This window comes from Paenibacillus terreus, from assembly GCF_042138595.1.
Lineage (GTDB): Bacteria > Bacillota > Bacilli > Paenibacillales > Paenibacillaceae > Paenibacillus > Paenibacillus terreus.
Genome location: NZ_JBHIRX010000012.1, coordinates 126,993 through 151,603 on the forward strand (window position 1 = coordinate 126,993; position 24,611 = coordinate 151,603).

The window sequence follows — 24,611 nt, forward strand, 5'->3', positions numbered from 1 at the left end:
GAAAACCGGAACCGAAAATATGCTTTAGGCGCGTTAAAGAAAAAAACGGATCAAATGAGGTACGAAAATGCCTGTTGTTACGCTATTCAGGACCATCGAATGGGTCTATTATTTTGGGATTGTTCCTTATGGAGAAGCAGATCGGTTCAAGATCAAGAGGCGATCTTAGGAGAAAGCAGAGCGTTAGGTGGTGTGAAGCAGACCAAGAGTCTGAGTAAAAGGGATAATCATGCAAAGATGTATGGAGAGACAACAGGCATCAGGCATCAGGCAACGGACCCCAACCCAAACCCCAAACCCCAAACCCTATAGACGCCCGTCCCACTCTGGATACTAGGATCTGATCGGAGCGAATCCCCTTCTTCTTGCCCAGTTACATCCAGGCCTGTTTGCTGATTTCATGCTGCGAAAGTTGAGTTATAAAGTTTTTTTACTAGGGCATTTACACCGTTATTGTCAGGTTTTGAAACCTGTGTAAGGTTTATGACGTATGTAAATTGTTGCTGGCCTGCTGTTTTTTTAAAACAAATGGCCAATGGTCAAGTTAAGTTCTGGTAAGATGTACATAATAGCCGGAAGGGGGGAGATCGATGAATGTAAAAAAACCGGCGTTAGGCTTGAAGGCTTTGCTTGCTTTCCTGCTGTTCTTTCTGCTTCTGCTGCCCGGGGGAATCCGGATGGCAGGTGCGGCTGCAGCGGAAGGAATCGGGCCAGTATTTGTGATTCCGGTCAATCAGGAAATCGAGCGCGGGCTGGAGAATATTCTGGAACGCGGCTTCAGAGAAGCGGAGCAGTCGAAGGCTGGCCTGATTATTTTGGAAATCAACACACCAGGGGGACGGGTGGACACGGCGGAAAGGATCGGAGAGCTGATCAAAAGCAGCAGCATTCCTACAGTAGCTTACATAAACGGAAATGCCGCGTCTGCAGGAGCGTATATTGCACTGAATGCCGACAAAATCGCCATGGCACCAGGCAGTATGATCGGAGCGGCAGCGCTGGTTGACAGAACAGGTACGCTGGTGGACGATCCGAAAAGCGTTGCCGCCTGGAAAAGCATTATGGCCTCAGCCGCCCAGGCAGGTGGAAGAAACGCCTCCATTGCCGAAGGCATGGTGGATGTCAATTTGGAAGTGAACATGCCGGAAATCGGCAAGGTCAAGGAAAAAGGCCAGATTATTTCGCTTACGAGCGAAGAGGCGCTGAAAATGGGATATGCCGACCGCATTGCTTCATCTCCGGGAGAAGTGGCGAGCTGGATGGGGTTTGCCAATAACGATATTTTTCAGGTCGACAAATCGCCGGCCGAACAGTTTGCTGAATTTTTGACCCATCCTTGGATGCAGGTGCTGCTGCTATTCATCGGTATTGCAGGCATCGTGATTGAATTGCTGGTGCCGGGCTTCGGCGTGCCGGGTATTCTTGGGATATTGGCCTTTGGACTATATTTCTTCGGAAACTATGTGGCAGGCTTTGCGGGATACGAGACATGGGTGCTATTTATTGTCGGGCTGGTGCTGCTTGCGCTGGAGCTCTTCGTACCGAGCTTTGGCATTCTCGGACTGCTCGGCTCGGTAAGCCTTGTTGCCGGTGTAGTCCGGGCTGCTTATGATACGGCCAATGCCCTGTTGTCGCTCGGCATCGCTTTTGCCGCTGCCGCCATCGTGGTCGCCATTGTCGCCGTTGCGTTCAAGGAACGGGGCGTCTGGAACAAGTTTGTTTTGAAGGAGAACCTGACGGCAGACAAGGGATATTCTTCGGTGACGAACAAGGAGCGGCTGTTGGGGATGCAGGGCACAAGCCTAACACCCCTTCGCCCGGCCGGCACGGCGCTGATTGGAGACGAAAGAGTTGATGTCGTAACAGAAGGTGGATTTATAGAAAGCAACAAGTCTGTCACTGTAATCAAGGTCGAAGGCGGGCGTGTTGTAGTGAAGGAGCTTTTCTAAGAAACAAATACGTTGACAAATGGAGGTCGAGTGAGTAGATGATGAACTCAGGTTTGGTTGGTGTTTTACTGATTGCAGTTGTTGTAGTCATTGTGCTTAGTGTATTTTTCAGCTTTTTTCCGGTTATGCTGTGGATTTCCGCGCTTGCTTCGGGGGTGCGGATCGGGATTATCACCCTTGTTGCGATGCGCCTGCGTAGGGTAACGCCGAGCAGAATCGTCAACCCGCTGATTAAAGCGACCAAGGCGGGGCTTGGCCTGACGATCAACCAGCTGGAAAGCCACTTTCTGGCCGGCGGTAATGTCGACCGTGTCGTGAATGCCCTGATTGCGGCCCAGCGCGCCAACATCCCGCTGGAATTTGAACGGGCCGCCGCCATCGATCTGGCAGGACGTGACGTGCTGCAGGCAGTGCAGATGAGCGTCAACCCGCGTGTTATTGAGACTCCCACCGTTGCCGCGGTGGCCAAGGACGGAATTGAGGTCAAGGTTAAAGCGCGTGTTACCGTGCGTGCGAACATCGACCGGCTGGTCGGGGGAGCCGGCGAAGAAACGATTATCGCCCGTGTAGGCGAAGGCATCGTTACCACGGTTGGTTCCAGTAACTCGCATAAGGATGTGCTTGAAAATCCCGATTCGATTTCCAAGACTGTGCTATCCAAGGGGCTTGATGCCGGGACGGCGTTTGAAATTTTATCCATTGATATCGCTGATGTCGATGTGGGCAAAAATATCGGCGCCTTCCTGCAGACCGAGCAGGCGGAAGCGGATAAGCGGATTGCACAGGCGAAGGCTGAGGAGCGCCGTGCCATGGCAGTCGCGCAGGAGCAGGAAATGAAGGCGCGTGTCGTTGAGATGCGTGCGCGTGTGGTTGAATCCGAATCCCAGGTGCCGCTTGCCATGGCGGAGGCGCTGCGCAGCGGAAATCTGGGCGTCATGGACTATATCAATATGCAGAACATTGAGGCCGATACACAGATGAGAGAGTCGCTCGGCAAGCCGAATGACAGCTCCGGACCGAACCATCCTAATGAGCGCGGTTAACAGACGGAATCCGTGGGAAAGCGGTGATGCAGAATGATTGAATGGATAGTGCAGCACCTGTATATTGTAGCCGTCATCGTATTTGCTCTCCTGTCGTTTTTGGGAAAAGCAAGTCCGGGCAAAGAAAATAAAAGACGGAGCGGCGGCGGAATGCCGACGTTCGGAGGCCCTGCTGAAGGCTTTCCGCGCAGAGGCAGAAAGCGGGACGACGGGGACAAACCACAGCCGCAATATACGGTTCCGGACAAGGACTTTAGTGAGCAGGGATATGGTGAGATTGATCCGGCCCGGGAAACGGTAAGAAGCGCTGCCGGGGATGACCTTGATGAAGGATTATCCGCTGAATATGCCGGAACTGACTCAACGCTAGAAGGACGAATCCGCGCCATGGAAGAGGACCGGCAGCGGGTGCTGCAAAGACTGGACCGTATTTCCGGCGGTGATATGGCCGTATACGGGGAGGATGACCAGGGAACCGAGGGGCGTTCCCGTTTCCGGACGGCTGATGTCCGCAGTGGGATCATCTGGTCTGAAATCTTGTCCCCGCCCAAAGCGAAACGCCGAAGAAGAGGCGTCTAGCATTATTGTCAGGAAGAAGGGGCTTTTCCCATCAGGGTAAGGTTAGACTACAGTAAGCAAACTTACGTTACAGAAGAATCGTTTTTATTTAAAAGAGCGAGTATCGGTGGCCGGTTTTCCACCAATACTCGCTCTTTCTTCTTTCATGCGTTGGGGGATTGGAATGATAAACTGAGTATATGGGGTATTCCTGATTTTTGATTTATTACCAAGAATCAAATGAGAGTGTTTTATGTGGTTATTTTCGCATGAGTAGGTCAGCCAGAACTTCTGGTTGGCCTATTTTTGTCTGTCATGATGCAGGATACAGCTTCATATTTAACACGGATCACGCATAAGTTGTTTAGTACAGGAAGGGGGACTCACCCGAATGACCCGGATCAGCCGCAAGCTGCGCAAATGGACCAGTGAGGCGCTGGACCTGCCACAGGATATTCTTTTGGATATGCCGCGCTTGACTTTGATCGGCAGCAGACAGTTATATATCGAAAATCATCGGGGTGTCCTGAATTTTACTCCGGAAGAGCTGCTGCTTGCCCTCTCCAGCGGGAGGCTCCGAATAGGAGGCAGCGGCCTTGTAATCAGGAGCATATTGCCTGAAGAAATCAGCGTGGAAGGCGAGATTACGTCAGTCCACATTGAAAGAACGGGGGAGGACCTGTGAGACAACCGGCTTTATCCCGCCTGCGCGGTACGGTCGTTATAGAAGTGACAGGCGGTCAAGTGGAAAGCTTTGTGAATCTGCTGTCAGAACGGAATATCCCGGTTTGGGACGTCAGACCGCTGGGCGGGAGCCGGACGGAAATGAAGCTCCTGCTTCCGGATGTATTCTCCTTGCGTCCGCTGCTGCGGCGGACAGGCTGCCGGATGCATGTCACCCGCAGGGAGGGTTTTCCCTTTACGCTGGCTCGCCTTGGCCGGAGGAAGTTTTTTGCCGCAGGTGTCCTGCTGTTTTTTATAGGGGTCTATATGATGTCTTCACTGGTATGGACGGTGCAGGTAAAGGGGAATGAGAGCCTGACAACGGAGGAAGTGCTGCAGGCCGCCCGTGAGGAAGGGATTTATCCTTTTCAATGGAGCTTCCGGCTGCCCGGACAGGACAAGCTGGCCAAAAATCTGATGCGCAGGCTGCCTGACGCTTCGTGGATCGGAGTGGAAAAGCAGGGGACTGTCATTACGATTCAGGTGGTTGAAGCATCAAGGGCGGCACCCAAGCCGCTGCTTAATCCGCGCCATCTGATCAGCAATGCGGATGCCGTCATTACGGAAATTTATGCCGAGCAGGGAAGACCTGTCGTGCAAAAAAATACAAGAGTCAAAAGAGGCGATATACTCATTTCAGGTACGCTCGGGGATGAACAGAATCAGGAGCAGGTTGTGGCCAAAGGTAAGGTGCGGGGACTTGTGTGGCATGAATATGAAATTTCCACCCCACTTGTTCAGAAGAGCTCGGCCTATACCGGCGAGAGCAGAGAACGACTGTACCTTGTGCTGGGACGGCGGGCCATTCAGTTCTGGGGATACGGTCAAGAACCTTATTCCACATCGGATACAGTAACCGAATATGATCCTTTGACCTGGCGCTCTTTGAAGCTCCCTGTCGGCTGGATGACCGAAAGGGTGATGGAGACCCGCGAACAGCGGCATGAGGTGTCTGAGCAGGCTGCCAAAGAGATGGGATTGGAAAGGGCAAAGTCCCATATTTTGGCGAAATACGGGAAAGGAACGAAAATTTTAGGGCAAAAAATTTTGCATGAGAACAAAGAGAATGGTAAAGTTTATATGAAAGTGCTGTTCGAGGTAGAGCAAGATATTGCGGAAGAGCTTCCGCTAGTTTATAACCGAGGAGATTGAGGCTATTTGGCTGAACAACAACACAGCATACGAATTGCATTGCACAATGCGGGAGAGGGACAGGCTCTTTTCGGCCCGCGGGATTCTTTCTTAAAAATAATTGAAACGGAGATTCCGGCCAAGATCGATTCAAGGGCGGAGGAAATCGCCATCTACGGCGAGCCGCGCGAAGTTGAGGTTTTGGAACAGCTGTTTGACGTGCTGCTGCAGCTAATCCGTAACGGATTTGTTCTCAGTGAACGGGATGTCCATTATGCGATAGAGCTGGCGAAGGATCTGAGAGCGGATCAGCTGCTAGACCTATTCAAGGGCGAGATTACCACCACTTTCCGCGGCAAGCCGATCCGGGTGAAAACGATTGGCCAGAAGCATTATGTTACAACGATCAAAAAACGGGATGTCGTCTTTGGCATCGGGCCGGCAGGGACCGGCAAGACCTATCTGGCCGTCGTGCTTGCCGTTGCCGCGCTTAAGGAGGGCTCCGTCAAGCGCATTATTCTTACCCGGCCTGCCGTGGAAGCGGGCGAGAATCTGGGCTTCCTGCCAGGCGATCTGCAGGAGAAGGTCGACCCCTATTTACGGCCGCTCTACGACGCACTGTATGATGTTATGGGACCGGACCAAACGGCCAAGGCGCTGGAGCGCGGATTGATTGAAATTGCTCCTCTCGCCTATATGAGGGGGCGTACGCTGGATGATGCGTTCATTATTTTGGACGAGGCCCAGAATACGACGCCAGAGCAGATGAAAATGTTTTTGACGCGCCTTGGCTTCGGCTCCAAAATGGTCATTACTGGGGATGTCACCCAGATTGACCTGCCGCGCGGCAAGAGATCGGGGTTGATTGAAGCGAAAAATATTTTGAATTCCATTGAGGAGATCGGGTTCGTGCAGTTTGCGGATGAAGACGTTGTGCGCCATTCCCTGGTTCAAAAAATCATTGTAGCCTATGACCGTGCTGCCGAAAATCAAGTATAGAGAGGGATTGTCTCTATGGCTCCGAAAGAACTGTCGAAAGGCACCAGTAAAGTGACCCAGTATAGAATGAACGGATGGAAGTATAGCGTGGCTACACGCTATCTTCTGTTTTTGTTTTTGGTGATTCTTTTCTATGTCAGTCTTGCTCCGCGTCTGCTTCCCGAACGTTATGATATCCGGGTAAATACGCAAAGCGAGAAGGACATCGTCGCCCCCATGCAGCTGCCGAACAACAAGGCCACACTGCAGGCGCAGGAGCAAGCTGCCGAAAGAGTGCAGGATATTTATACCATTGTGCCGATGCGCAACGACAACCTGGTGACATCCATATTGGACCGGATTGACCGCCTGAATCAGGATGACCAGGTTTCGCATGCGGACAAGGCTGCCATTTATAAAGAGGAAATCCCGCAGCGTGCAGCGGATTTTGTAAATAATTTCGTCAACAACAGCAAAAAGGCGGATGCCTATCCGGACAAGCTTCTGGATGAAGTGCTTGAAAAGACGAAAGAACAAACCTACAAAATTCCCGAGGAAACCTTCATCAAAATTCCGCGTCTGACCTCGGACAATATTACGGAAATGAAGCCGGTTGCCCGCGAGATCGTCACCAGGCTCATGAATGACCAGATTTCGGATGCAACGACGGCGAGAGCCAAGGTAGCCGAGCTGGTGAGCACCAGCTCGCTGAGCGACCGCACCTCCCGTGAAGTCGTACAGGAGCTGGCAAGGCTTGCTGTAACGGCGAACAAGTTTTATGATGATGAAGCGACGAAGGCTGCCAAGGTCGAGGCGCGTGAAAATACGCCCACCGTATATATCGACCAGGGGGAGATCCTTGTCCACAAGGGTGAGATCATCACCCAGGATATTTATACGCTGCTTGATGAGAACAATTTGCTCAAGAACGAGATTAACTATTGGCCGCAGTTCGGACTGCTTATGCTTTCCTGTCTGTTGGCGCTCGGATTGCTTGTGTTCATCCGGCAGTCGGATTCCCGTCAGTTTAAATATAATAATGCGCAGCTTCTTATGCTTGTACTCATTTTCATCATCACCATCGTCGTTCTGCTTCTGGCACATACCCTGCAGACGAGTGAACGGTCTTACATAGGGTATTTTGCCCCGGTGGCGATCGGAGCGATGCTGGTTACGCTGCTGCTGGACAGATCGCTTGCGTTTATATGCACGGTCATCATCAGTATACTGTCCAGCATCATTCTCAATGCACGGCAGGGACAAATTTTTGATTTTAATTACGGCTTTTTTACGTTTGTGGTGTCCCTTACCGCCATTTTCACCATTCACCGCGCCAGCCAGCGTTCCACCCTGTTCAAGGGATCGATTATGGTATGCATTTTTGGGGCCTTGTCCGTGCTCTCCCTTGTGTTAATAGATAAGGGAAGCTGGAACCAGCTGAGCACGCTCTATTCGATCGTTGGGGCCATTGCCGGCGGGATGCTTACCGCCATACTGGTCATCGGGCTAATGCCGTTTTTTGAGTCCACATTTGGCATTTTGTCGGCTCTCAAGCTGGTGGAGCTGTCCAATCCGAACCATCCGCTGCTGCGGAAGCTGCTGACGGAGACGCCTGGCACCTACCATCATAGCGTTATGGTCGGCAACCTGTCCGAGGCGGCCGCGGAAGCGATTGGAGCCAACGGATTATTGTGCCGTGTCGGCTCATACTATCATGATGTAGGGAAAACGAAACGCCCTTCGTATTTTATTGAGAATCAGAACGGAATGGACAATCCGCATGATTCGATTGATCCCAAGCTCAGCAAGTCAATCATCATTGCCCATGCCAGGGACGGTGTGGAAATGCAGAAGGAATACAAGCTTCCGAAGCCGATCAGGGATATCGCAGAACAGCATCATGGGACCTCCTTCCTCCACTTTTTCTATCACAAGGCTTTAAGACAGGCTGAGGAGCGCGGGGTGGAACCGGATTTCACGGAGGATGATTTCCGTTATCCGGGGCCCAAAGCCCAATCCAAGGAAGCGGCCGTAGTAGGCATTGCCGACAGTGTTGAGGCTGCGGTAAGGTCGCTGCGGAAGCCGACGGTTGAGCAGATCGAAACGATGATCGGAAAAATTATTAAAAGCAAGCTGGATGATCAACAATTCAACGAATGCGATCTGACGATGCGCGAGCTGGACATCATCTCGCAAACGCTGAAAGAAACCGTTATGGGCATCTTCCATTCCCGGATCGAATATCCGGAGGAAAAACCGAAGGAAGAAAAAGTGCAGTAACTGGAAAGATTGTCGAGCAAAAAAGGAGCGTAAACATGAGCCTTCAATTGGCATGGAGCAATGAACAGGAAGTTTTGAATATCAATGAATCTTTTATTTCCACTCTGGAGACCATCCTGCGTAAAGCGGGAGAAGCCGAAGGAGTACATGATGGCGAAGTTGCGCTAACCTTTGTTACAGATGAGCATATTCATGAGCTGAACAAGCAGTATCGCGGCATCGACCGCCCGACGGATGTGCTTTCCTTTGCCATGAATGAAGAGCTGGAGGATGAGCCGGAGATCGTCTATGAGATCGGGGAAGGAGACGCTGAGCCGGATTTCCCCGAGGTGCTTGGCGATATTATTATTTCCGTGGAGACGGCGAAAAGGCAAAGCGAGGAATACGGCCATTCGCTGGAAAGGGAGCTCGGTTTTCTGTTTGTTCACGGTTTTCTGCATCTTCTGGGTTATGATCATCAGGATGAAGCCAGTGAAGCGGAGATGATGTCCAAGCAGGAGGCTGTGCTCGCGGAAGTGGGGTTAACGCGCTGATGAAACCGCCCCATTCGTGGAGATCGACATTTCGTTATGCCTTGGAAGGGATCAAGTATGCCCTTCGCACGCAGATTAATATGAGGGTGCATGCTGTCATATCTCTGGGTGTAATCGCGGCGGGTATCGTGTTTCGTATCTCCCGGATGGAATGGCTGTTTATTCTGGCGGCCTGTGCTTTCGTAATGGCTGCGGAGTTGTTCAATACTGCTGTCGAAGCTGTCGTGGACCTTGTCAGCCCAGAAGCTCATCCGCTGGCCAAGGCCGCTAAAGACACCGCCGCCGGAGCTGTGCTGCTGGCTGCGGTTTTTGCTGTCATTACAGGGGTTGTTGTGTTTTATGAACCATTGTTGGCCTTGCTGGGACATTTGCTGTAACTTGCTTCGCAGTGAATATATACAATTTAAACGGTGGGGAGTCGGTCAGAATGGATCCAATGTTGTTAATGCAGGAAGCTGTCAAAGCGCGCGTGAAGGCTTATGTGCCCTATTCAGGATTCAGTGTGGGCGCTGCGCTGCTGGATGCCGAAGGTAAGGTCCATCATGGATGTAATATTGAAAATGCCGCTTACGGGCCGAGCAACTGTGCCGAACGTACGGCATTGTTCAGCGCGGTGGCTCAAGGGCACAAGCCCGGGAGCTTCAAAGCGCTGGCTGTGGTCGGAGATACAGAGGGCCCCATTTCCCCATGCGGTGTGTGCAGGCAGGTGATCGTGGAGCTTTGCCCCCCTGACATGCCCGTTTATTTGGGCAATTTGAAAGGGGATATACGGGAAACCACCCTTGCCGAGCTGCTGCCGGGAGCATTTGGCCCATCCGATTTGGGTAAAGAGCGGCCGTAAATCAGGGTACTATCAAAGTTAACAGGTGCTATCAAAGATAAGAAGAACACACGGACGCTGTGCGTCGGAGGAATGAATATGAGTAAAGCAAAATTCAGATCAGGCTTTGTCGCGATCGTCGGCAGGCCAAATGTCGGCAAATCCACCTTGATGAACCATGTGATCGGCCAGAAAATCGCGATCATGTCGGATAAGCCGCAAACGACCCGCAACAAAATACATGGAGTATACACCACGGCGGACATGCAAATCGTGTTTCTGGATACGCCCGGCATTCATAAACGGCAATCCAAGCTTGGTGATTTTATGAACCAGACGGCCCTTAACACGCTCGGCGAAGTCGAAGCCGCTCTGTTTCTGGTAGACGCATCGGAGGGCATGGGCGGAGGCGACCGCTTCATTGCCGAACAGCTGAAAAAGGTGTCCACGCCTATCATTCTCGTGATGAACAAAATCGACAAGATTGAGCCGGAAGCGCTGCTGCCGCTGATTGAAGAATACCGGAAGCTGTATGATTTCGCCGAAATCGTGCCAATCTCGGCCAAAATGGGCAACAATGTGAATCGGCTGCTGGAGCAGGTCGAGAAATATTTGCCGGAAGGCCCACAGTATTATCCGGAGGACCAGGTAACGGATCATCCCGAGCAGTTTGTTATTGCCGAGCTGGTCAGGGAGAAAATTTTGCATATGACCCGGGAAGAGGTTCCCCATTCCATAGCCGTCATGATCGAGGACATGCGGGCGGAGAGCAATGGTGTGGTTCATATCTCGGCTGTCATCTATGTGGAACGGGATTCGCAGAAAGGCATTATCATCGGCAAGCAGGGCGCCATGCTTAAAGAGGTGGGCAAGCAGGCGCGTCAGGATATCCAGAAGCTGCTGGGGTCGAAAATTTTCCTTGAGCTGTGGGTCAAGGTGAAGAAGGACTGGCGCAATCAGGAGCGAGTGCTGCGTGATCTTGGCTTCCATCGCGACGCCTGATCACAGCCATTTATTGCATGGCATAGTTTCCCGGTCAACGAGCATCCTATCTTCGTAAATGCAGACGTCATTTCCGAATGAAAGGATGAATACGAATGCGAGATTTTTCGTGGAAGTATTTTATGATGACTGGAGATGTCGATGCGTATTTGCTTTATAAAGAAGCTGCCGTACTGGGAGAGCAGATGGCGGCTGTAACGGAACCGGACGATCAGGAGGAAGCCGCAGAATAGGCTTTGCCGGTAAGAAGGCTTTTGCAGTGTGCAAAAGCGTATGGGGGATGGGGAAATGCTTTACAAATTGGAAGGCATCGTCATCCGCAGTATGGACTACGGCGAGGGGAATAAAATCATAACGCTGTGCACTGAACACGGCGGCAAGGTCGGAGTGCTCATACGCGGCGCGAAAAAGCCGAAGAGCCGCCATGGCGCGCTGGCCCAGCCGTTTACATACGGGCAGTATGTTTTTTTTCGAAATACGGGGCTGGGGACGCTGAACGCCGGGGAGCTGATCGACTCCCATCATGGACTCAGGGAGGACATCTTCAAGGCCGCCTATGCATCCTACGCCTGCGAGCTGCTGGACAGGGTGCTGCAAGACGAGGATACGGGGGCTTTCTGGTTCAGGCAGATCAAGGCCTGCCTTGAAGCGTTGGATAGCGGCAAGGACCCGCAGGTCATCATTAGCATATATGAGCTCAAGATTCTGCAGGCTGCAGGTTATGCCCCGCAACTGGATAATTGCATTTCCTGCGAGAGAGAATGCGGCCAGCAAGAGACAGAGGAATGGATCAGCCCGAGTCTGGGGGGCGTGCTTTGCAGAGCCTGCAAGCATTTTGATCCTGCTGCCGTTCTTGTGACTCCCCGCGCGATGAAGCTGCTTCGCCTTTTTGCCCGCCTGGATTTGACCAGGCTGGGCAATGTGAATGTCAGCGAGGCGACGCGGAATGAGATTAAAGGGATTATGCGCAAATTTATGGATGCACAGCTCGGTATGCAGCTTAAATCCCGCAATTTTCTCGATCAGCTGGACAAGTATGATATTCAGTAATAAATTTTCAGTTTGACTAATATGTTAGTATTGTGTAATATGTATTGTAATTATCTCTTAAATGAGACATGCAAAGATCGGGAAAGTAGCTGATTGATCTACCCTTCAAGCGAGTCAGGGACGGTGGAAGCCTGGCGGGAACCATCAGTGAAAGGGCACCCGGGAGCATGAATGACACGGAAAGCGGATTGCAGACTCCCTTACAGGAGCTGCAGTCAAGTAGGGTGGAACCGCGGGAGCCAGCTCTCGTCCCTACGTCTGTACAGGCGTAGAGGGACGGGGGCTTTTTCATATGCCTGCCCGTGCTGTACCTTACCTGTACGCTCCGCAACTACTTTATTGGAAAAGAGGCATGTATTCATGAATTTTCAGCAGATGATTCTGACGCTTCAGCAGTTCTGGGCTGAACAAAACTGCATCATCGTGCAGCCTTATGACACGGAAAAAGGCGCCGGTACTATGAATCCGATGACCTACCTTCGTTCCATCGGGCCCGAGCCGTGGAATGTCGCTTATGTGGAGCCTTCCCGCCGTCCGGCTGACGGGCGTTATGGCGAGAATCCGAACCGGCTGTACCAGCATCATCAGTTCCAGGTTATTCTGAAACCTTCGCCGGACAATATCCAGGAGCTGTATCTCGAAAGCCTGCAGCGTCTCGGCATCAATCCGCTTGAGCATGACATCCGCTTCGTGGAAGACAACTGGGAAGCTCCGACGCTCGGCGCATGGGGACTTGGCTGGGAAGTGTGGCTGGACGGCATGGAAATCACCCAGTTTACCTATTTCCAGCAGGTTGGCGGTATTGACGCCAGCCCGGTAGCGGTTGAGATCACTTACGGTATGGAGCGGCTGGCATCCTATATTCAGGAGAAAGAGAACGTATTTGATCTGGAGTGGGTTGACGGGGTAACCTATGGTGACGTGTTCCATCAGCCTGAATACGAGCATTCCAAGTACACCTTCGAGGTGTCGGACGTGAAAATGCTGTTCACACTCTTCAATATGTATGAGGAAGAGGCGAACAAGGCGATGGCTCAGCACCTGGTGTTCCCTGCATACGATTATGTGCTGAAATGCTCCCACACCTTCAACCTTCTCGATGCGCGCGGGGCGATCAGTGTTACCGAGCGTACCGGTTATATTATGCGCGTGCGCAACCTGGCCCGCCAGGTGGCGGCAACGTATCTGGAAGAGCGCGAGAAGCTCGGCTTCCCGCTGATGAAGAAGAGAGGTGCGGAGCATGTCTAAAGATTTGCTGTTTGAAATCGGTCTTGAAGAAGTACCGGCCCGCTTTATCCCTGCTGCCATTGCCCAACTGAAAGAAAGAATGACCCAATGGCTGGACGGCTCGCGAATCGCCCACGGCGTTGTAGAGGGCTACGCAACGCCGCGCAGATTGGCTGTGCTGGTCCGCGATGTGGCGGAGAAGCAGGAGGATGTACAGGAGGAAGTAAAAGGACCTTCGCGCAAAATCGCACAGGATGAGCAGGGGAACTGGAGCAAGGCCGCGCTTGGCTTTGCCCGCAGCCAGGGCGTTGATCCGGAACAGTTCACCTTTAAAGAGCTGGGCGGGGTAGAATACATTTACGCAACCAAGAGCAGTGTCGGCGTTCCGACCTCAGAGGTGCTGGCGGAAGGATTGACAGGCATTCTGCATGCCATGACGTTCCCGAAATTTATGCGCTGGGCATCCTATGATTTTAAATTTGTAAGACCGATCCGCTGGCTTGTGGCCATGTACGGAACCGATGTCATCGGCCTGGAAATTGCCGGCGTCAAGGCGGGCAACGTTACGCGTGGTCATCGTTTTCTTGGGCAGGATGCAGAAATCGCCGAGCCCGCCGCTTATGTGGAGACATTGCGCGGACAGCATGTCATCGCCGATATCGAAGAGCGTCAGCGCATGATCCTGGAGCAGATTGAAGCTCTTGCAGCGGAGAAGGAGTGGAAAATCGCTGTAAAGGACGATCTGCTGGAGGAAGTGCTCTTTCTGGTTGAAACGCCGACGGTGCTGTTCGGCACGTTTGATCCTTCCTTCCTGAGCATCCCGCAGGAAGTGCTGATCACGTCCATGCGCGAGCATCAGCGTTACTTCCCTGTGCTGGATGACAAAGGAGAGCTGCTTCCTTATTTCGTGACCGTCCGCAACGGCGGCAAAGACTCGCTGGATGTCATTGCGAAAGGGAACGAGAAGGTGCTGCGCGCACGCTTGTCGGACGCGAAATTCTTCTATGAGGAAGATCAGAAGCTGGAAATCAAGGATGCGGTCTCCAAGCTGGAGAGCATTGTGTTCCATGAAGAACTGGGTACGGTCGGCGATAAGGTGCGCCGGGTGCGCCGCATTGCCGATATGCTTGCCCAGAAGCTGGGCGCGCCTGCTGATACGGTGGAATCCGTCAGCCGTGCTGCCGATATTTGCAAATTCGACCTTGTCACCCAGATGGTCTATGAATTTCCCGAGCTGCAGGGGGTTATGGGAGAGGATTATGCCCGCAAGGCCGGAGAAAAGGAAGAAGTGGCAAAGGCGGTATTTGAGCATTACCAGCCGCGGTTTGCGGGTGATGACGCTCCTTCGACGCTGGCCGGTGCCATTGTCAGCATTGCGGATAAGCTGGATACCATCACAGGCTGCTTCTCCATCGGCATCATTCCGACCGGTTCCCAAGACCCATACGCATTGCGCCGCCAGGCCGCCGGCATTGTGCAGATTGTGCTGGAACGCGGGCTGTCCGTCGGGTTGTCCGACCTGTTCGGAATCGCACTTGACATTCATCAGAATTACGGCAACATGAAACGCTCGTCCGAGGAAGTGCGTAAAGACCTGTATGAATTCTTCGGGCTCAGAGTGAAAAAATTACTATCTGAATCGCTGCGCTATGACGTGGTCGACGCAGTGCTCAGCGCGGGTTATGATGATGTCGCTTCCGTTGTGGCGCGCGGTTCTGCATTAATGGATGCGGTTCAGACCGGTGAGGCCTTCAAGAATACGGTGGAATCCTTCAACCGGGTGGGCAATCTGGCAGCCAAAGCTGTGCATGCATCCGTTAATCCGGAAGTGTTTGCGGAATCCGAAGAGAAGAACCTGTATGCTGCCTGGCAGGACGTGCATCAGCCTTACCTCGATGCGCTCAGCAGACGCCAGGCTGCAGAAGCTCTGGCTCTTGCGGGCCAGTTGACCGGAGCCGTAACTTCATTCTTTGATTCCGTCATGGTTATGGCCGAGGATGAAGGAGTCCGCAATAACCGGCTGGCGCTGCTGGCTGCCATCCAGGGGGATCTTAAGCAATTTGCGGATTTCTCAAAGCTTGTCTGGTAGAAGCAAGATGCAGTCGTGTCTCCAGAGTAGGAAGATAGAGGGATAAATAAAATACGGAACGATGCTGCTGACGCATCGTTCCGTATTTATGGTTTTAGAATTATAAATTTTCAGCGAAATAAAGCACCCGTTAGACGTTTTTCAGAAAAAGCGGGGTGAGAAGCGGTGAATCTGAGCAGCAGGCGTATTGTCGTGGACGGGGATGCCTGTCCGGTCAAAGCGGAAATCGCGGCAGCCGCAGCCCGGTTTCAGATGGAGGTTATACTGGTATCTTCCTTTGATCACCTTTTAAAAGGCGGCGCTGGCATAACGGTAGTAACCGTCGACCGCAGCGATCAGAGCGCAGATCTGTATATTGCCAATCATGTCCGCCGGGGAGATATTGTGGCTACTAATGATTACGGGCTGGCTGCGCTGGCGCTGGCGAAAGGCTGCAGCGTGATTTCCTTCCGGGGGGCGCTGTACAGTGACGATTCGATTGATTTTATGCTTGACCGGCGCCATATTTCCGCCAGGGAGAGACGGCGCGGGCGTTATGCCAAAGGACCTAAAGCCTTTACGGAAGAGGACCGAATAATATTTCAACATAAATTGACAAAACTTTTAACGAGTTTGCAGGAGAATGGGTTGGAATAGCGAATATATTTACGTGCTAAAGAGATGAAGGTGGTTGGAATGAGTGCCGGACATGGTAACATACCGGAGAATATCATTGAATCGGTGCTGCAGCAGCATGATATCGTGGACACGGTAAGCAAGTACGTGCATTTGACCAAGCAGGGGAAGTATATGAAAGGCCTCTGCCCTTTTCATTCTGAGAAAACCCCTTCTTTCACGGTGACGCCCGAGCGTCAGATCTTTTACTGCTACGGCTGCGGCAAGGGTGGAAATGCCATCAAATTTATGATGGAAATCGAAGGACTAACCTTTCCCGAGGCTGTCAGATCGATGGCGGAAGAGAGTCATATCCCGCTCGGGGATTGGCAGAGCCGCGAATCGGCTCACCAGCATCCCGAGGTGGAGCGGCTGCTGCAGGCATACGAGGTAACTGCAAAGCTGTATCATTTTCTGCTTAAAAATACGGAGCATGGCAAAGCCGCAATGGAATACCTTCGGTCACGGGGATTTACAGACAAGATGATCGACCAGTTTCAGATCGGTTATGCTCCCAACCGTTGGGATACGCTTGTTCAATTTTTGGAAAAACGTTCCTTTGAGCTTGCGGAAATGGAAAAGGGCGGACTGCTGTCGGCCCGTCATGAACAGGGGGGTTATGTAGACCGCTTCCGTGATCGTGTCATGTTCCCGATTTGGAACCGGAACGGCAAGGTGATAGCCTTTGCAGGCCGGATCATCGGAGAAGGGCAACCGAAATACCTTAATTCGCCGGAGACCCGCTTGTTTAACAAAAGCCGCACGCTGTACAATCTTCATCAGGCTAAGCCGGCCATCCGCAAGCTGGGACAGGCAGTTCTTTTTGAAGGATACGGCGATGTGATCGCGGCCTGGGAAGCCGGGGTTCAGAATGCGACGGCGGGAATGGGCACGGCGCTGACCGAGCATCAGGCCACGATGCTGAAAGGGCTGTGCGACGAGGTGATCATCTGTTACGATGGCGACTCTGCCGGACAAGCCGCCGCGCTGAAAAACTTTCCTATACTGGAGAACGCGGGGCTGCACGTGAAGGTCGGACTGTTGAATGAAGGGATGGATCCGGATGATTTCATCCGCCAGCACGGGAGCGACCGCTTCAAACGGCAAATCATTGACGGCGCCGTTTCAACGGTTAAATTTAAGCTTATATATCTGAGGAAAAACCATATACTGCTAGAAGAAGAAGGAAGGATCGCATATTCCCGTGAAGCGCTCAAGATTATCGCGCCCTTATCTTCTCCGACAGAGCGTGAGGTTTACCTCCGCGAGGTATCCTCGGAAGTCAAGGTGGATTATGAAACACTGAAGCAGGAGTGTAATTTGCTCAGGCAGTCGCTGCAAAAAAAACAGCAGGCAGGGGATAATAACGAGAAAAGGTGGAATAATGGTAGGCATAAAAAGGGCCACATACCGACACCGAATTTGCTCCCCGCCTACCATGCGGCTGAACGGAGGCTGCTGTCCTGGATGCTTCAGGATGCCGAAGCCGCCCGATACGTTGAGGACCACCTGGGGGATGCCTTTAATATTGAGGATTATGCGGCAATCGCCGCATATCTATATGCATACTATGCACAAGGCAAACCGCCGGACTCCAGCCGGTTTATCGCTTCCCTCCATGATGACCGTCTTGAAAAAACGGTCAGCTCCATCGTCATGATGGATACACCGGGAACATGGTCGCCGGAAATTTTGGATGACTGTATCCGGGAAGTGAAGAAATATCCGGTGCAGCAGATGCTGGATCGGAAGAGGGAAGAGATGGTTGCGGCCGAACGTTCCGGTGATTTTCTGGAGGCAGCCAAAATTGCAAGTGAGATTATAGCCCTAGAGAGACAATAAAAGGTAGGTCGGATGTTTCTAGGGAGGAGGGAGTCGAAATATGGCGAATGATCAGCATACTGAACTAGAAACGGAATTAACGCTGGATCAGGTGAAAGATCAGTTAATTGAAGTAGGCAGAAAGAGATCTTCTCTGAATTACAAAGACATCATGGAAAAACTGTCGCCATTTGACCAAGATCCCGAACAAATGGATGAGTTTTACGAGCAGCTTGGCGACTTGGGAATTGAGGTTGTCAACGACAGCGATGAGGATCTTGCAACCATACGCCAAAGCGATGATCCGGATAACAGTAATGACAGCGACGATTTCAATTTTGACGATGACCTGAGCCTGCCGCCGGGGATCAAAATCAATGACCCTGTCCGCATGTACTTGAAGGAGATCGGCCGCGTCCCGCTCCTGTCTGCGGATGATGAGGTGGAGCTGGCAAAACGGATTGAGAAAGGCGACGAAGAAGCGAAGCGCCGTCTGGCGGAAGCGAACCTGCGTCTCGTGGTCAGCATCGCCAAGCGTTATGTGGGCAGAGGCATGCTGTTCCTGGATTTGATTCAGGAAGGCAACATGGGCTTGATCAAGGCTGTTGAAAAGTTTGACCACAGCAAAGGCTACAAATTCAGTACTTATGCGACCTGGTGGATTCGTCAGGCCATTACGCGCGCCATTGCCGACCAGGCCAGAACGATCCGGATACCTGTTCATATGGTGGAAACGATCAATAAGCTGATTCGCGTGTCGCGCCAGCTGCTGCAGGAGCTCGGGCGTGAGCCATCGCCTGAAGAAGTGGCGGCTGAGATGGAGCTTAGTGTAGAAAAAGTGCGGGAAATCATGAAGATCGCCCAGGAGCCAGTTTCCCTTGAAACACCGATCGGAGAAGAGGACGACTCGCATCTTGGAGACTTCATTGAGGATCAGGAGGCGCTGGCGCCTGCGGATGCTGCCGCCTATGAATTGCTCAAGGAGCAGCTTGAAGATGTGCTGGATACGCTAACTGAACGGGAAGAGAACGTGCTTCGCCTTCGTTTCGGTCTTGATGATGGCCGTACCAGAACACTGGAGGAAGTCGGCAAAGTATTCGGTGTTACGCGCGAACGGATTCGGCAGATTGAAGCCAAGGCTCTGCGCAAGCTTCGTCATCCAAGCCGGAGCAAACGTCTCAAGGATTTTCTCGAATAGCGTTGTAAGCGGACCTTCTGCGGCTTGAGTGCAGAGGGTCTTTTTGCTTTTCATTCACCGATTGATCCCAGGCAGATTTTACTTTCTTTTGTCATATTTTCCTTGATTTGTTTTATTGGGTCTTATTTTAGCTCTTTTCCATCCGTAATGCAAATCATGTCTGACGTTCTGCCTGCCGGGGAATGCTATGTTTTTACAATAGAAAAAAATGGATTGTGTGGGTGGCTTCATGAAATTATCACAGCGATTGCAGTATATATTGGAACAAATCCCGCCCGGCAGCGTGCTGGCCGATATCGGGTCGGATCATGCACTTCTGCCGGTAGCGGCTGTATTAAGCGGAAGGGCGTCCAAGGCGGTTGCGGGCGAGGTTAATGCCGGACCGCTTCGTGCGGCCAGGAAGCAGGTGGCGGATGCAGGTCTTGCGGACAAGATTGATGTGAGGCACGGCGATGGTCTGCAGGTTGTAGAGTCCGGCGAAGCTGACGTCATAACGATAGCGGGCATGGGAGGCGCGCTGATCGCAACCATTCTGGATGAAGGAACAGGTAAGCTGTCAGGCGTTCGCCAGCTGGTGCTTCAGCCTAACGTTGGAGAGGATATGCTGCGAAACTGGCTGCTTCACTCCGGCTGGGTGGTTACAGGAGAGCATATTCTGGAGGAGGACGGGAAGATTTATGAGGTTCTGACCGCGCTTCCTGAATTCCAAAGCCCGCTGTCACAGGAAGAGCTGTATGCGCCGGTTCAGCTCGCAGGGGACTGTACGCTGGATTCCGGCCTTCTTCTCCGCATGGGCCCCCACCTGGTAAAAGCCCCGAACGAAGTTTTCTTTAAAAAATGGCAGGGAGAGATTGCCAAGCTTCAATCCGTGCTGAAGCAGGTGGAGCGTTCAGAGCTGGAGTCCGCGCGCGAGAAAAGAGAAGAGCTGCGGCGGCAGATCGAACAATTGGAGGAGGTGCTTGCATGTTTGCAAAAGGACAAACCGTAATTCAATATATGGAACAGCTGGCTCCCAAGCATCTGGCCGTGCCGGATGACAGAATCGGACTTCAGCTTGGCAGCCTGCAGAAGGAGATCAAGCAGGCGCTGATTGCCCTGGATGTGAATGATGAAGTGGTGGAAGAGGCGATTAGCCTTGGGGCTGATTTGATCATCGCTCACCATGCGATAATTTTCCGGCCCTTGAAAACACTGAACACCGACCACCCGGCAGGCAAGCTGTATGAGAAGCTGATCAAGAACGATATCGCTGTTTATATCAGCCATACGAATCTGGATACGGCCGAGGGTGGCATGAACGACTGGATGGCCGAGGCAATCGGGATTGAAAGCTCCGGTACGCTGGAAGATGTGCATACAGACCAATTGTTCAAGCTGGTTGTATTTGTGCCCAAAACCCATCATCAGCAGGTCCTGGACGCCGTTCTTGGAGCCGGGGCAGGCCATATCGGCAATTACAGCCACTGCAGCTTCAATATAGAGGGCATTGGCACCTTCGTTCCCCAGGAGGGGACCAACCCGTTTTTAGGGCAGCAGGGCAAAATGGAGCGGGCAGAGGAGATCCGGCTGGAGACCGTAGTTCCTGCAGGCATACGAAGCAAGATCATTCAGGCGATGCTGAAAGCCCACCCTTATGAAGAGGTAGCCTATGACCTGTACCCGATGGATCTGAAAGGCCGGACCTTCGGGCTGGGACGTATCGGTAAATTGAAGCAGTCCTGCACGCTGCGGGAGTTTGTGAATGTGGTCAAGAAAGGGCTGAATGTGCCCCATGTTCGTGTTGTGGGAGACCTTGACCGGGAGGTTAAAAAAGCGGCTGTTCTCGGCGGCTCCGGCAGCCGTTATGTGAACAAAGCGCTGTTTAAAGGCGCCGATGTCATTGTAACCGGAGATATTGACTATCATACCGCGCATGACGCGCTTATGGCCGGGATTGCGGTCATTGACCCCGGACATAATGCCGAGAAGATCATGAAGGAGCAAACTGCGGGCTGGCTTCGCGCCAAGCTGGAGGAAAGCCGCTATCTTACCAAGGTGCATGCCTCGGCAGTGGATACGGAGCCATTCTGTTTTATGTAATTTGTTTTGGCATGCAGAGGGCAGATTTCCAGATAAAATGATCTTGTGCAGCTTGCCCAAAACCTGTATACTATACAATGTTGTGCGAAAGTTTGACAGACAATCGCTGGCGGCGCAAGCCGCGAGAGGAAAGTCCGGGCTCCACAGGGCAGGATGCTGGATAACGTCCAGTCAGCGCGAGTTGAAGGATAGTGCCACAGAAATGGACCGCCGATGGCCGCCATGCGGCACAGGCAAGGATGGAACCGAGGTGTAAGAGACCCCGAGGAACGCTGGTGACTTCGTTCCTGGTAAACCCCATCTGGAGCAAGACCTAATGGGACACAGCTTCTTCGAGAAGCAGCCTTAGCCCGAGGCGTGTCCGGGTTGGTCGCTGGAGCCGTGCAGCAATGTTCGGCCTAGATAGATGATTGTCACTTGAGGTGGGAGGGTAGTTCCCGTTTGGACCACGAAGAGTACAGAACCCGGCTTACGGAAAACTTTCCAAACTGCAACATTTTATACCTTTCTAACTTATGAACAACCTATATCAAACAAGGCCGTGCCTCCGGAATTCCGGTTGGCGCGGCCTTGTTTTTGGTGTATACGATTTAAACGGATACGGAAGCGGCGGCATAGCTGCGGAAAGCGCGGTCCAGACGTGCGATGGCCTCTGGCAGCAGATCCGGGTCCGTATGGGTGAAGTTAACCCGCATCCGGTTATAACCCGAACCATCGCTATAGAACACCTGACCAGGCACAAATGCCACTCCTTCGCGAACAGCATGCTGCAGCAGAACGTCGGCTTTAACATGCTCAGGCATCTGGACCCACATGAACATGCCCCCCTGCGGTTCTATCCAAGAAGTGTCTTCCCACTTGCGGTCTTTCATTAAAGAGGTCATTTTAAGCATACGTGCATGGTATTCAGCGGATACCGTGCGGATATGGCCCTGCAGGTCAAAGAAGCCAAGCAGCTCGTAAAGCGCACGCTGATCGATAAGACTGGAGTGCAGGTCCGATGCCTGCTTCGCTTTGGCAGCAATGCGGATAATGGACGCGTCAGCCATCACCCATCCGGTACGGACGCCAGGAGCTACGGTTTTTGAAAATGTACTGGTGTAGATTACATTGCCAGTGTCTCCGTACTGCTGATCGATAGAGAATAGGGACGGAAAATTAATGTCTGGATTAAACTTCACCTTCCCGTAAGGATCGTCCTCAAAAATGAGCACCCCGTGCTTGCGGCACAGTTCGACTACGGCCTCACGGCGTTCCAGACTCCATACATTGCCTCCGGGATTAGAGAAGGTAGGAATGACATAGACAAATTTCGGATGGTGACGGAGCAGCTTGGCTTCCAAATCGTCAGGCAGCATACCGTGTTCATCCGTTTCTACGGCGACGGGGACAGCCTGGTACGACTGAAATACCTGCAGGGCGGACAGGTACGTAGGCGCCTCGACAAGAACCACATCTTCCGGATCCAGGAAAATACGCGCAATCAGATCAATGGATTGCTGTGAGCCTGTCGTCATAAGCATTTCATCGGGTTGTACCCGGCAGCCGTCAGCGGCCATTTGTTCGCAGAGACGCTCGCGCAGCGGCAGAAAACCTTCGGTCAGGCCGTACTGCAGCGCCGTGCCACCACTGCTTAGCGCCCGCTCGTACGCCTCGCGTACCGCCTCAACAGGGAAAAAGGCCTCAGCCGGGAGACCGCCGGCCAGTGACAGGATGTCTTTGCCCTGAGTCACTTTCAGAATGTCTCTTACAGCGGATGAACCCAAGTGATTTGTCATGGTTGAAAAACGGTGTGTCAATATCATCATCTCCTGAACGGGTTACGAAACAAGTGTTATGTACTGTACTGATTTTCCGTTATATTATAAGGTATAAAATAATGAAAACCAGCAGCCATAATCGTAGGTTTCTGCACTTGAATCATTAAATTTTTAGTAGTATACATGGGATCGTGTATAACAGTAAAGCTGCCAGTATAACAGCTAATCGCCGGAGGTGAAAGGTTTGCATATCGAATTAAGCAGGCACAGCAGCACCAAGCTGTATTCGCAAATTGCCGTTACCCTCGGAGACCGGATACGGTCAGGACTTTTAACACCTGGCACGAAGCTGCCCTCCGTCCGGAATTTGTCCGCTCAGCTGTCCGTAAGTCAGGTAACAGTCAGCAAAGCTTATGCCGAGCTGGAGTCGGAGGGGCTGATTGCCTGCTCGCAGGGAAAAGGGTGTTACGTATCCGCCGGAGCCGGGAAGGATCAGACAGGGGATGAAGCAGACCTTTCCTGGCAGCTGTCGCTGATGGATTATCTGCCCCGAGCCCAGCTGTGGCATCATTTCAACCATGTTCTGCCCGCACGTTATCAATTTCATAAAGCCGCCATCCAGGAAGAGCTGCTGCCAACCCGCGAAATCGTAGCCAATGCTTATAAAATGCTTTCGGATGATCCAGCCCTGATGGCGAATTACGGCTCTTTTTCCGGGGATTTTGGGCTGCGGAAGGCACTCGCGTCTGTGCTTAATGGGAGCGGGATGAGCGTAACGGCCGAAAATCTGCTGATTACAAGCGGAGCTCAGCAGGGGATCGATCTGGTGGCCCGCACCTTTGTAGGTCCGGGCGACGTCGTCTATATGGAGGCCCCGAGCTATACCGGGGCAATTGATGTGTTTGCCAGCAGAGGCGCCAAAATCATTATGGTCCCTATGGACGAAGAGGGGATGAGGGTGGACATGCTGACCAAGCTGTGCGATCTGAACCCGCCCAAGCTCATCTATTGCATCCCTGCCTTTCATAATCCCACAGGGGTGACGATGAGCGTGAGAAGACGCCGTCAGCTTGTAGATTTGGCGCAGAGCTATCACTGCCTGATCGTGGAGGATGACCCCTTCTCCAGCCTTTATTTCAACGAGCCGCCTCCTCATCCGATAAAATGCCATGACCAGGCCGGCCATGTTATTTATATAAGAAGCTACAGCAAGACGCTTGCCCCAGGCTGCAGAATCGCCTGCATGGCTGCGCACGGAAGCGTGCTTTCCCGGCTGATTGCCGCCAAATCAACGACAGACCTCGGCAGTCCCATGATGACGCAAAAAGCGCTCCAGCCGTTTATTGAAACGAGACTGGAGCAGCATATGGAACAGCTGCGAACCGTTTTGCGGCGCAGGCTGCAGCTTGCTTTAACGGTGCTGCGAAAGCATGCTCCGGCAGAGCTGAGCTGGAATGTGCCAGAGGGCGGGTTAAACCTGTGGCTTAAGCTGCCGGCGTATGCAGACCCGGTATCGCTTGAAAGGCGCGCCGAGCAGGCAGGTGTGTCCTTCCTGCCCGGAGGTGTATGTTATGCTGGCGAAGCAGACAGCCGCCATATCCGTGTTTCCTTCACCTATCCGGCGGAAGACAAGCTTCAGGAAGGGTTAAAGCTGCTGTGCAGCCTCATTGCCGAAAGCCGCACGGCTTCTCCGGAACGTAAACCCGTCCTGTAAAG

General features: G+C 52.5%; 22 protein-coding genes and 1 other RNA gene. 22 read left to right on the plus strand and 1 reads right to left on the minus strand.

The window, feature by feature from the left end; genetic code table 11:
* The first annotated feature begins 590 nt into the window (after positions 1 to 590).
* The 21 genes from ACE5KN_RS20460 (at position 591) to rnpB (ending at position 21,622) form a co-directional block, all read left to right on the plus strand.
* On the plus strand, positions 591 to 1,949 hold the full coding sequence (locus tag ACE5KN_RS20460; RefSeq protein WP_375526854.1) for an NfeD family protein: 1,359 nt from the start codon (positions 591 to 593) through the stop codon (positions 1,947 to 1,949).
* 38 nt (positions 1,950 to 1,987) lie between these two features.
* Positions 1,988 to 2,992, plus strand: coding sequence for a flotillin-like protein FloA (floA, locus tag ACE5KN_RS20465; protein ID WP_375526855.1), 1,005 nt, complete (start codon positions 1,988 to 1,990; stop codon positions 2,990 to 2,992).
* A gap of 33 nt (positions 2,993 to 3,025) precedes the next feature.
* On the plus strand, positions 3,026 to 3,571 hold the full coding sequence (locus tag ACE5KN_RS20470; protein ID WP_375526856.1) for a YqfB family membrane protein: 546 nt from the start codon (positions 3,026 to 3,028) through the stop codon (positions 3,569 to 3,571).
* A 370-nt stretch (positions 3,572 to 3,941) separates the two neighbouring features.
* Entirely contained in the window at positions 3,942 to 4,235 is a 294-nt protein-coding gene (gene yqfC, locus ACE5KN_RS20475; protein ID WP_375526857.1) for a sporulation protein YqfC, read from the plus strand.
* A complete protein-coding gene (gene yqfD / locus ACE5KN_RS20480; protein WP_375526858.1) occupies positions 4,232 to 5,425 on the plus strand; it encodes a sporulation protein YqfD in 1,194 nt (397 codons plus the stop codon). Before yqfC ends, yqfD begins: the two co-directional genes overlap by 4 nt.
* Before the next feature lie 6 nt (positions 5,426 to 5,431).
* Positions 5,432 to 6,403 carry a PhoH family protein gene (locus ACE5KN_RS20485; protein WP_375526859.1) on the plus strand — a complete coding sequence of 324 codons (972 nt, stop codon included), beginning with the start codon at positions 5,432 to 5,434 and terminating at the stop codon, positions 6,401 to 6,403.
* A gap of 15 nt (positions 6,404 to 6,418) precedes the next feature.
* Positions 6,419 to 8,662, plus strand: a complete 2,244-nt coding sequence (locus ACE5KN_RS20490; protein WP_375526860.1) for an HD family phosphohydrolase — start codon at positions 6,419 to 6,421, stop codon at positions 8,660 to 8,662.
* Between the two features lie 35 nt (positions 8,663 to 8,697).
* Complete coding sequence (ybeY, locus tag ACE5KN_RS20495; RefSeq protein ID WP_375526861.1) at positions 8,698 to 9,195, plus strand: rRNA maturation RNase YbeY; 498 nt, start codon at positions 8,698 to 8,700, stop codon at positions 9,193 to 9,195.
* Positions 9,195 to 9,572, plus strand: a complete 378-nt coding sequence (locus ACE5KN_RS20500; RefSeq protein WP_375526862.1) for a diacylglycerol kinase family protein — start codon at positions 9,195 to 9,197, stop codon at positions 9,570 to 9,572. The genes ybeY and ACE5KN_RS20500 overlap by 1 nt, the downstream gene beginning before the upstream one ends.
* Positions 9,573 to 9,622: 50 nt before the next feature.
* Positions 9,623 to 10,036 carry a cytidine deaminase gene (locus ACE5KN_RS20505; RefSeq protein WP_375526863.1) on the plus strand — a complete coding sequence of 138 codons (414 nt, stop codon included), beginning with the start codon at positions 9,623 to 9,625 and terminating at the stop codon, positions 10,034 to 10,036.
* A 78-nt stretch (positions 10,037 to 10,114) separates the two neighbouring features.
* Positions 10,115 to 11,017 (plus strand): GTPase Era, encoded by a 903-nt coding sequence (gene era, locus ACE5KN_RS20510; RefSeq protein ID WP_375526864.1) that lies wholly within the window; start codon positions 10,115 to 10,117, stop codon positions 11,015 to 11,017.
* A 95-nt stretch (positions 11,018 to 11,112) separates the two neighbouring features.
* Entirely contained in the window at positions 11,113 to 11,250 is a 138-nt protein-coding gene (locus ACE5KN_RS20515; RefSeq protein WP_375526865.1) for a YqzL family protein, read from the plus strand.
* A 55-nt stretch (positions 11,251 to 11,305) separates the two neighbouring features.
* Positions 11,306 to 12,067, plus strand: a complete 762-nt coding sequence (gene recO, locus ACE5KN_RS20520) for a DNA repair protein RecO (RefSeq protein ID WP_375526866.1) — start codon at positions 11,306 to 11,308, stop codon at positions 12,065 to 12,067.
* A 360-nt stretch (positions 12,068 to 12,427) separates the two neighbouring features.
* Positions 12,428 to 13,315, plus strand: coding sequence for a glycine--tRNA ligase subunit alpha (glyQ, locus tag ACE5KN_RS20525; protein ID WP_375526867.1), 888 nt, complete (start codon positions 12,428 to 12,430; stop codon positions 13,313 to 13,315).
* The gene (gene glyS / locus ACE5KN_RS20530) at positions 13,308 to 15,383 is read left to right on the plus strand and encodes a glycine--tRNA ligase subunit beta (protein ID WP_375526868.1); all 2,076 of its coding nucleotides are present in this window, start codon (positions 13,308 to 13,310) and stop codon (positions 15,381 to 15,383) included. The genes glyQ and glyS overlap by 8 nt, the downstream gene beginning before the upstream one ends.
* Positions 15,384 to 15,548: 165 nt before the next feature.
* A complete protein-coding gene (locus ACE5KN_RS20535) occupies positions 15,549 to 16,019 on the plus strand; it encodes a YaiI/YqxD family protein (protein ID WP_375526869.1) in 471 nt (156 codons plus the stop codon).
* 39 nt (positions 16,020 to 16,058) lie between these two features.
* Entirely contained in the window at positions 16,059 to 17,879 is a 1,821-nt protein-coding gene (gene dnaG / locus ACE5KN_RS20540; RefSeq protein WP_375526870.1) for a DNA primase, read from the plus strand.
* Positions 17,880 to 17,919: 40 nt separating this feature from the next.
* On the plus strand, positions 17,920 to 19,056 hold the full coding sequence (rpoD, locus tag ACE5KN_RS20545; protein WP_375526871.1) for an RNA polymerase sigma factor RpoD: 1,137 nt from the start codon (positions 17,920 to 17,922) through the stop codon (positions 19,054 to 19,056).
* Between the two features lie 229 nt (positions 19,057 to 19,285).
* Positions 19,286 to 20,044: a tRNA (adenine(22)-N(1))-methyltransferase gene (locus ACE5KN_RS20550; protein ID WP_375526872.1), complete on the plus strand. Its 759-nt coding sequence runs from the start codon at positions 19,286 to 19,288 to the stop codon at positions 20,042 to 20,044.
* Positions 20,020 to 21,135 carry a Nif3-like dinuclear metal center hexameric protein gene (locus tag ACE5KN_RS20555; protein WP_375526873.1) on the plus strand — a complete coding sequence of 372 codons (1,116 nt, stop codon included), beginning with the start codon at positions 20,020 to 20,022 and terminating at the stop codon, positions 21,133 to 21,135. Before ACE5KN_RS20550 ends, ACE5KN_RS20555 begins: the two co-directional genes overlap by 25 nt.
* Positions 21,136 to 21,222: 87 nt before the next feature.
* Positions 21,223 to 21,622: RNase P RNA component class A (gene rnpB, locus ACE5KN_RS20560), an RNA gene on the plus strand.
* A gap of 103 nt (positions 21,623 to 21,725) precedes the next feature.
* On the opposite strand, the gene ACE5KN_RS20565 is transcribed toward rnpB, so the two are convergent.
* Positions 21,726 to 22,934, minus strand: coding sequence for an aminotransferase-like domain-containing protein (locus tag ACE5KN_RS20565; protein WP_375526874.1), 1,209 nt, complete (start codon positions 22,932 to 22,934; stop codon positions 21,726 to 21,728).
* A 205-nt stretch (positions 22,935 to 23,139) separates the two neighbouring features.
* On the opposite strand from ACE5KN_RS20565, the gene pdxR reads away from it, so the two are divergent.
* Complete coding sequence (gene pdxR, locus ACE5KN_RS20570; protein ID WP_375526875.1) at positions 23,140 to 24,609, plus strand: MocR-like pyridoxine biosynthesis transcription factor PdxR; 1,470 nt, start codon at positions 23,140 to 23,142, stop codon at positions 24,607 to 24,609.
* Positions 24,610 to 24,611: the final 2 nt, after the last annotated feature.